Origin of the sequence: uncultured Tessaracoccus sp., assembly GCF_947255005.1 — a bacterium.
Classification (GTDB): domain Bacteria; phylum Actinomycetota; class Actinomycetes; order Propionibacteriales; family Propionibacteriaceae; genus Arachnia.
In genome coordinates this window covers 1-8,281 of sequence record NZ_CAMYFI010000080.1, presented here as the reverse complement: position 1 = coordinate 8,281, position 8,281 = coordinate 1, and the positions used below count along the sequence as shown (strand labels likewise).

Here is an 8,281-nt window from a genome sequence, read left to right as displayed (position 1 = left end):
ACCGAGCTGCGGAAGGGCGCTGAACGCGACGATGAGGATCGTCCCCAGCTCGTACAGGGCGGAGGGGAACGCCGCGAGTAGGCGCTTGGGATTGACGAGGGAATTTGCAGCACCCACAGCGATGATGATGGTGGCGAGACGCATGCCGTCGGTGATCCCGTAGAGCAGCGACTCCAGCGACACCGGGCCGAGCAGACGAATGCCGCCCACCCAATCCGGGAGCGGGATGGAGGGAAGCCGGAACAGCACGGTGGCGCCGTCGCCACCGCCGAGGAGCACGCGAAAGACGACGCGTACGATGATCACGAAGGCGCCCAGCAATAGGTAGTACTTGAACCCTGTCGCCCATGGGTTGTCGCCGCGTCGTGACACCGTGACGAGGCTCAAGGCCGCGATGATCGCGCCGAGGAAGAGCACATTGGTGCTCGATGCGGCCACCACCGCGAGCAGAATCGCCCAGCCCCACCAGGCGAAGGGGTGGAGTGGACGGGCAAGGAAATATCGCTGCAACATGGCTTCGACCAGTGCGCCCTGACAAGGCAACCTAGAGGCTCCGCCAGCGGGGAACCCTTGGCGCCGTACGCAGTGGCGACGGGGTCAGTTACGCTCAGGCGTGCTCGCCCTCCGCGAGCGTGCCTGTAGATGGGCAGGGATTGAACGGTGCGCTTGGGGGATCGCAATCGCGACGACGACCCCTGCGGCTCGCTTCATCGTGATATTTGCCATGTGGCAGCCTTTCCATGATGGTCGGGCTCGAGGTCCGGCTTCGCCTGCAGACTTCACGGTTGCGCGACAGCGTCGGAATCACACCGGCTGCTCGAGCTCGGCTTCACCCTACTCGCTTCAGCGAACGGGACTGGAATGGGCGACGAACTGGGACGGAGCGCAAGGCCCCTCAGCGCAGGGGGACGAAGAGATACTCGCCCACCCGAGTGATCTCGGGCTTGCCAGCCTCGTTCTTCACCACGCGACACATCTGGCCGCCCACCGGCATCACCAAGATGCCGCCTGGAGCAAGCTGGGCGAATAGCTCTGGTGGCATACGTCTGGCCGCCGCGGACACGAGAATCCGGTCGTACGGGCCGCGGCCAGCATGACCAAGTTTGCCCTTTACAGCCTGCTTAATCTCCGCCCAGGGGCGCTCGAAGCGGGCGAGGTTCATCGCCCCAATTTCGACGAGCTCGGGTTCGATCTCAAGGCCGAGGACGGACCCCTCGGAGCCGGTGAGGTAAGCGAGCAGGGCGGTGGTCCAGCCGGAGCCTGCGCCCACGTCGAGCACGGAATCTCCGGGTTGCACGTCGAGCAGGTACAGCATGTCGCGCACCGTGGTTGGCTGTGAGTTCGTCTGGTTTCTGCCGATCGGCAAAGGGCGGTCTTCCTCGGCCCGAGAGCGAATCTTCTCAGGCAGGAAGTCTGCTCGAGGTGTCGCTTCGAAGGCATCGTTAATACGAGCCTCAAGAGCGTCTTCGGTCATGGTTGCTCCTTCGTCGATGACATTGGGGAGGAATCCCTGGTGCCGCCTCCTTCAATCAACCTAGCGCACGCGGGGTGACGCGTGGCTGCGGTACCCTTTCCGCGTGGGTAAGGGTATGCGCATCGCTGGACTGGTCTGTGCCGTCTGGTTGACCGCGTGCGGAAGCCAAGCCCCCACGCAGCCACCGATGGGGCAGCGCACTGACACTGCCGTGCAAGGTAGCATTGCCCCGGTGGAGCCGGTGCCTGGGCTGCATGAGATTGGCCTCGACAAAGCCACGGTGTCGGTGGAAACACTCCCTGACGCCTGGGCCGAGACGAAGCACGGCATCACCACCGTCACCGATGCAGAGGGTGCCGACGTAGTCGTCACCCAGTACGACTGGGACGGGGCGCAGCGGTGGCAGCACACCGTCGGCAAACCGCGAAGTGACGACAACCTGCGCCCGCGGGTCAGTGTTGATGAGGTGCTCGGCATCGTCGCGGTGTGGTTCACTACCGCGGCTGGTTCCCAGACGGCCGCTATCTCCGGCGATATTCGCTGGTTCGATCTCCAAGATGGGAAGGGCGACACCATCCGCCCGGAACGCACTGACGAGCGCTCCAAGGTGGAGTCGTGGAATAACTTGGTGGGTTACCTCTCATATTCGGATTCCTTCGCGCCGTCGACATCATTCACCTTCCTCGGCCCCGACAGGGAGCCCCAGACGCTGTCGTGGAGCGACCTTCTTGAGCGAGAAGAACAGTCGTGGCTGACCGCGGTCCAAGGGGGTGTCGCGTCGTACTCCGTCATCTCCCCAGACGGTTCGATGCGTCTCCAGCACGGCAACACGGTGGTGCTCGAGGGAGGAGGAAGCAGCATGCGGTGGATGCGGCTGTCTGGCGGCATCTATGCGGCTACCGGCATTCCCGGTAGCAAGCTCGTGGTGGTTGATGAAGAGGGCACCGTGCTATTCGACTACGCCGGAGAATGCTCGACGTCGGGTGATCTGGCAGGCCAGGATGGCATACTGTGGGCGGGCAGCCTCATGTTCGACTCTCGCACCGGCCAATCGCATTGCCTCACAGGGCTCAACGACAGCGCGTCGTCAACGCTTGGCCTCACGGCGTCGGGTATCGCGCTTGGAAGATCCAGTGACGGCATGATGGTGTTTTCGGAGCCGTCGTACGTCACGGCGAGGCAATCGAAGGTCCCTATCCGGTTGCAAAGCCGGGGCGGATACGTGCTGGCCGTAGACGACCGCGACGACGAACGCACGGTATTGTCCGCGTTCAACGCCGACGATCTCTCCTTGCGCTGAGCACGCGCGGCAATTCGTACGGCCCCGTCGAGAGGGTTAGACTGTGGGCGTTTACGGGAAGCATGCCGCAAAGTGAGGTGGGATTTGCGGCGCGAATACTATTCCCGGAGGATCGAACTATGGGCTCCAATGCCTCGCTCGTGCAGCACGGCGGGTGGCCGTTTCTGATCACCTCGTCGATTGGGCGACTGCCACCGGCGATGGTGCAGCTCGGGCTGCTGATGTACGTCGCGCAGGTCGGTTTGGGCCTCCGACTCGGCGGCCTTACCGTGGCTGCTGTCGGCCTCGGCACCGCCATCAGCGCGACGCTCATGGGGCGCCTCGTCGACGCCTTCGGCCCGCTGCCAGTGGTGACTTCGGCAACCGTGGTGCAGCTGGGTGGGCTCATCGCCATTGCCACAGTGACGCCAGCGTTGGTGGCTGGCGACCTTCCCTCGACGGTGCTCCTCGCGCTCGCTGCTGTGTGCGGGCTCGCCAACCCGCAGCTGGGGCCGATCGTGCGCTCACGCTGGTCGCATTTGGGGCGCCGCTACGGCAATCCGCAGCTCGTCCGGCAAGCGCTCGGGTACGAGGGCGCCGTCGACGAGATGAGCTTCATCATCGGGCCAGTAGCGGCGAGCACACTAGTGGCAGGGCTTGGGCCTGACCTCGCGATTCGCGTGCTCATGGGCATCATCGTTGTGGGGCAGGGTGTGTTCTGCCTGTATCTGTGGTCGTCGCGGGCGGACTGGGACCACGGGTCGAGCCGCGCCAGCACAGCGCCCGCCGAACGGCTGCCCATGGGTGTACTACTGCCGCCCATGATCGTGCTGCTGTCCGTGGGGGTGACCTTCGGTGCGACGCAGACCGCGCTCACAGCGGTCAACAACGCCCGCGGCACCAGCCACCTCACCGGCATCGTCTACGGAGCGGTCGGCATCGGCAGCGCTTGCTCGTCGGTGTTCACCCCGAGGCTGCCAGACCGCGTCACCTTGCGAATGCGCCTCGCCTTCGGCGCTGTGGGGCTGCTGCTGGCTGGCGTCGGGTTTGCGCTGCTGCCCACGTTGTGGCCGGCGCTCGTCATCGCGATTTTCATGGGTGTCGGCATCGGCGTCGTGCTCGTGACAGGGTTCGCCCGCGCCGAAGAAGTCGCACCGCGATCGAGGGTGGCGTCCTCCATGACCATGCTCTCCATGTGCCTGACACTGGGTGTTTCGATTGGAGCTGCGGCGGCTGGGCAGCTGAGCGACGTGCTGTGGCAAGGGTTTATTCCGGTGCTGTGCGCGGGGGCGCTGGCGTTGGTCGCCGCGATCTTTGTCGGGCGCTCTCGGCCCCGCAAAGCCCCGAAAACGGGAGGGTGAGGGGACACGTCGGGAACAGCATTTACACGACGCCCTGAGCGCCGAGCAACCACCCGATGAGGAAGGTTGCGGTGAGCGCGAGCGCGCCGCCCAGCACGACGCGCGCCGTGGCGCGCAAGGGATCTGCCTCGCCCAGGCGCGCCCCGGTGTAGCCGGTGGCGGCGAGGGCTACGAGCACCGACGCGAAGATCGCGGGCACCTTCGCAGGGATCGGCACGAGAATCGCGACGAGGAACGGCAGCAGTGCGCCGAGCAGGAACGCAGCGAAGGACGCGAACGCGGCATGCCAGGGGCTCACCACATCTTCGTCGGTGAGGTGGTGCTCGGCTTCGAGGTAGGCGGCGATGGGGTCGTTGGCGCTCAGCTCGTGGGCGACGCGCTCAGCGGTGGCGGGAGAGAGCCCCTTGCGCTCATACGCGCGGGCGAGATGCTGCAGCTGCCGTTCAGGGTTAGTCGCCAGGGTGTGACGTTCCTTGGTGATGAGGCTGCGCTGGGCGTCGGATGACGATGACACCGAGACATACTCGCCGAGGGCCATGGAAATCGCGCCGCCAGCCACCGCTGCCACGCCGGCAGCGATGAGCGGTCCGAGCGCCGACGTCGCGCCCGCGACGCCCACGACGACGGCCGCCGTCGACACGATGCCGTCGTTGGCACCGAGGATGCCGGCTCGCAGCCAGTTGAGTTTCTGTGCACCCGCAGCGGACTCCTCTGCAGGTGCTTCGGGTAAATCCAGCACGGTCATGATTTCACCGTATGCATTGGCATCGTCCCTTGCCAGCAAGGGAAGGCAAGCCTGTGCAAGGTGAAGCTACCCTAACGATCTCCTTGGCTGGGTTGGCCTGGGTGTATGACTGATAGAGGAGATTGGAGGCGACGGTGGAAGCAGCCGGCTACGAGCGGGGCAGCGAGGGTTACCGTCGGGTGCTCATCTCGCTGTTCTGCGCCGGGATTGCGACGTTCGCGCAGCTCTACTCGGTGCAGGGCGTGCTGCCGCTCGTGCAGGCCGATTTGGGCGTGACCCCTGCCCAGTCCGCGCTGGCGGTGTCTGCGGCAACGTTAGGGCTCGCGTCGTCGGTGGTGGTGTGGTCGGCCGTGTCCGACCGGTTCGGGCGCAGGCACACCATGATCGTCGCCATTATCGCCGCGACGGTATTCGCGCTGACAAGCATCTTCGCTCCGTCGTTTCAGCTGCTGGTGGCCATCCGCTTCTGCGAGGGCGCCGCGCTGGGTGGCATCCCGGCCGTCGCGATGGCCTATCTCTCGGAGGAGGTCCACCGATCACACGCGACGCTCGCCTCCGCCACATACATTTCGGGAACGAGCATCGGTGGGTTGTCGGGGCGCATCATCGCAGCGCCGATGGGGGAGCTGTGCGGCTGGCGCATCGGCGTGCTGTCAGTCACGTGCATGGCGGTGCTCGCCACGGTGGTCTTCATCGTCATGTGCCCTCGGCAACGCAATTTCGTAGCGCAGCCGATCCGGATGGGGGCGATCACCAGGCGCATCCTCGGAACCCTCACCGACCGACGCCTGCTGGTGCTCTACGCCGAAGCGTTCCTGCTGATGGGCACCTTCGTCGCAATGTACAACTACTTGGGGTTTCACCTCGGCCAGGAGCCGTTCAATCTGTCTCCTGCGTGGGTGTCGCTGCTCTTCCTCGCGTATCTGTTTGGCAGCTGGTCGTCGTCGAAGGCTGGGAAACTCGCGGCGCAGTGGGGGCGACGTCGGGTGCTCGTTGCGTCGACGGCGGTCATGCTGTGCGGTGCGCTGTTGACTCTCGTCGTGTCACTGCCGATCATTATCGTCGGGCTCGTGCTGTTCACCATCGGATTCTTCGCGGCACACGCGGTAGCGAACGGCTGGGTGCCAGCGCTGGCTCACAGGTCAGCGGCGCAGGCATCGTCGTTCTACACCCTGGCCTACTACACGGGCTCGTCCGTCGTCGGATACGCGAGCGGGTTGGTGCTGGCGGGAGCTGGCTGGGGCGGGTTCATCGTCGCGTTGTGTGTGCTGGAAGCCGTCGCTATTGGCGCTGCCCTGGCGTTGCTGCCGGCCCGCGACGACGAACTGGCCGCGGGCGACTGACCGTCGGGAGTCAGCTCCGTCTTCTGTTCTTGCTCAATTTGTGCAGTTCAGCGAGTTCTGATTTCGACAGGGAATCCATGCCGGAAGCGTTGATCTTGTCGAGGAGCGCGTCGAGTTTGGCCTCAGCGTTCTGCTGCTTGCGTTCTGCTGGGCTGGGCTTCGGAGGTTTCGCTTCCACGACGCGGAGCTTCGCGCGGCTGCGGGGTCGCCGTCGCTGGGGGCCGGGTAGCCAGGTGAACTGCGTCAAGAGCCCGAACCGTCGCGCCCAGACAGCGGCTCCGAAGAGGCTCAGCACGAGCCCCGTTAGCGCGCCGAGGTTGCCCGCGGCGATCATCGGCAGCAGTTGCAGCGCCAAGATGATGGCGCCGAACACCCAAGCGGGGATGCGGAAGAAGAACATCCGGTTCGGTGCTTCAGCGATGAAGATGAGAATGAGGAGCAGCTGGATCAGACCCAGCCCGGCCAACGGCGCGCTGCCGGGGAGAAGGAGGTCTGCTGCTAGGTAGGCGAGCGACACGATCACCCAGAGGCCGACGAGGAACGAGGCCATGCGCTGTTTGCCGAGCTGGTCTTCGATGGCGTTGCCGAAGTACCAAAAGAAGAAGATCGTGAGGACTGCCCAGATGCTGAATGGTTCGACGAACGGCCACGTGACCAGGCGCCAGACCTCACCGCGCATCACAGCGCTGGAGAACATCGCGCCGAATACGGTCAACGATCTGGAGAACAGTGCGACGAGGCTGCCCATGCCAGCAGCCAGCGCGACGAACACCGTCGTGGTGACCTCGAGTTTGCCGATTCGGAACCAGTACATGTCACTAGATTGGCATGCCCGGGAAAATCCGGCGACGACGAACGCGAGTAACTGAGTTGCCCCAAGATAGATCAAGTTGGTGGTGGGTAGACGAGCCACGAACTTGATCCATCTTGGCGGTTCGCGTGGGAACGGCGTTGTGGCCTATACAAGGAAGTGGGGGGGAGATGTGGGGGAACGGCCCAAATGAAGAACCCCGCCTGACTATATTGCCTAGTCAGACGGGGTTTCGTGTCGTGTCCGAGAGAGGACTTGAACCTCCACAGCCTAAAGCGGCCACTAGCACCTCAAGCTAGCGCGTCTACCAATTCCGCCACCCGGACAGGTGTTGCACTCAAGGGGAGCGCGAGTAGGAACTCTAGCAGCCCTTTCGTTGCCCAACCAAATCAGGCATCTGACACAAGATCCGCGACTGAGCCGCACAGGTTACAGGTGCCTGACGGGGTGCCAGAGGCAGGTGACACTTGATCCGCCGCGGGTTCTGGGGGGGGTGCAACACCTGATTTGTATTGGGAGTGTTGTTGTGGCTGTTCGTGGTGTGTTGTTTGAGATGGTTTCGCCGGTGCTGGTGGAGCGGTTCTGGCAGGCTCGCCGGATGGGATTGACTGATGAGTTGTTGGGTGCCGAGGTTGGGTTGTCTGAGCGTGGGGCTGCGAAGTATGCGGCTCGGTGTGGTGGGTTAGCGCCGAGGCCGTGGAAGAATCTGGAACGGCTGTTGAGTTTTGAGGAGCGTTGCCGGATCAAGGAGTTGCTGGTTGAGGGTAAAGGGGTGCGTGCGATCGCGCGTGCGCTGGATCGCAGCCCATCGACGATCTCTCGTGAGCTGCGGCGTGTAGGGGCCTCTGTGACGGCGCCGAGTCAGTATCGGCCCAGGGCTGCGCATCGGATCGCGTGGGAGAGGCGTCGTCGCCCGAAACCGTCAAAGATTCTCGACAACCAGGAGTTGCGTCTGTTGGTGCAGCAAGGCCTCGATAAGAAGCATTCACCTGAGCAGATTTCGGGTCGGTTGCGTAGGGATTTCCCTGATCGAGAGGATCTTCAGGTGTGTCACGAAACGATCTATCGCAGCATCTATCTGCAAGCCAGAGGCGGGTTGAAGCGTGAGCTGAAAGCGTTAACCCGTACGGGGAGAACGATGCGACGTCCGCAGCGTAAAGCGGGTCAGCGTCGAAGCAGGCTGCCAGAGATGGTCTCAATTTGGGATCGCCCAGCAGAAGCACTCGAACGAGTCGTGCCAGGGCATTGGGAAGGCGACCTGATCATCG

Annotated in this window: 7 protein-coding genes, 1 tRNA gene and 1 pseudogene; 4 read left to right on the top strand and 5 right to left on the bottom strand. The window is 64.0% G+C overall.

Going from position 1 to position 8,281, the window contains the following annotated elements; genetic code table 11:
• Positions 1 to 513, bottom strand: a pseudogene (locus tag Q0X61_RS11860) (energy-coupling factor transporter transmembrane protein EcfT); the annotation flags it as partial.
• 382 nt (positions 514 to 895) lie between these two features.
• Positions 896 to 1,474 carry a protein-L-isoaspartate O-methyltransferase gene (locus Q0X61_RS11855; protein WP_297742910.1) on the bottom strand — a complete coding sequence of 193 codons (579 nt, stop codon included), beginning with the start codon at positions 1,472 to 1,474 and terminating at the stop codon, positions 896 to 898.
• Between the two features lie 103 nt (positions 1,475 to 1,577).
• Here Q0X61_RS11855 and Q0X61_RS11850 point away from each other — a divergent pair, with 103 nt between their 5' ends.
• Positions 1,578 to 2,774, top strand: coding sequence for a hypothetical protein (locus tag Q0X61_RS11850; RefSeq protein WP_297742908.1), 1,197 nt, complete (start codon positions 1,578 to 1,580; stop codon positions 2,772 to 2,774).
• Positions 2,775 to 2,893: 119 nt separating this feature from the next.
• A complete protein-coding gene (locus Q0X61_RS11845; protein ID WP_297742906.1) occupies positions 2,894 to 4,114 on the top strand; it encodes an MFS transporter in 1,221 nt (406 codons plus the stop codon).
• Positions 4,115 to 4,136: 22 nt separating this feature from the next.
• On the opposite strand, the gene Q0X61_RS11840 is transcribed toward Q0X61_RS11845, so the two are convergent.
• On the bottom strand, positions 4,137 to 4,859 hold the full coding sequence (locus Q0X61_RS11840; protein ID WP_297742905.1) for a VIT1/CCC1 transporter family protein: 723 nt from the start codon (positions 4,857 to 4,859) through the stop codon (positions 4,137 to 4,139).
• A 134-nt stretch (positions 4,860 to 4,993) separates the two neighbouring features.
• Here Q0X61_RS11840 and Q0X61_RS11835 point away from each other — a divergent pair, with 134 nt between their 5' ends.
• The gene (locus Q0X61_RS11835) at positions 4,994 to 6,202 is read left to right on the top strand and encodes an MFS transporter (RefSeq protein ID WP_297742904.1); all 1,209 of its coding nucleotides are present in this window, start codon (positions 4,994 to 4,996) and stop codon (positions 6,200 to 6,202) included.
• 10 nt (positions 6,203 to 6,212) lie between these two features.
• On the opposite strand, the gene Q0X61_RS11830 is transcribed toward Q0X61_RS11835, so the two are convergent.
• Both Q0X61_RS11830 and Q0X61_RS11825 read right to left on the bottom strand, forming a co-directional pair.
• Positions 6,213 to 7,016 (bottom strand): rhomboid family intramembrane serine protease, encoded by an 804-nt coding sequence (locus Q0X61_RS11830; RefSeq protein ID WP_297742902.1) that lies wholly within the window; start codon positions 7,014 to 7,016, stop codon positions 6,213 to 6,215.
• Between the two features lie 237 nt (positions 7,017 to 7,253).
• Positions 7,254 to 7,339 (bottom strand) — tRNA-Leu (locus Q0X61_RS11825).
• 134 nt (positions 7,340 to 7,473) lie between these two features.
• On the opposite strand from Q0X61_RS11825, the gene Q0X61_RS11820 reads away from it, so the two are divergent.
• Positions 7,474 to 8,281, top strand: an 808-nt coding sequence (locus Q0X61_RS11820; protein ID WP_297742900.1) for an IS30 family transposase, incomplete at its 3' end; no start/stop codon positions are given.

What these genes read in the sequence shown, in the direction of transcription:
- Q0X61_RS11855 (WP_297742910.1), bottom strand. Translation starts at nt 1,474, where the DNA reads ATGACCGAAGACGCTCTTGAGGCTCGTATTAACGATGCCTTCGAAGCG.
- Q0X61_RS11845 (WP_297742906.1), top strand. Translation starts at nt 2,894, where the DNA reads ATGGGCTCCAATGCCTCGCTCGTGCAGCACGGCGGGTGGCCGTTTCTG.
- Q0X61_RS11840 (WP_297742905.1), bottom strand. Translation starts at nt 4,859, where the DNA reads ATGACCGTGCTGGATTTACCCGAAGCACCTGCAGAGGAGTCCGCTGCG.
- Q0X61_RS11830 (WP_297742902.1), bottom strand. Translation starts at nt 7,016, where the DNA reads ATGTACTGGTTCCGAATCGGCAAACTCGAGGTCACCACGACGGTGTTC.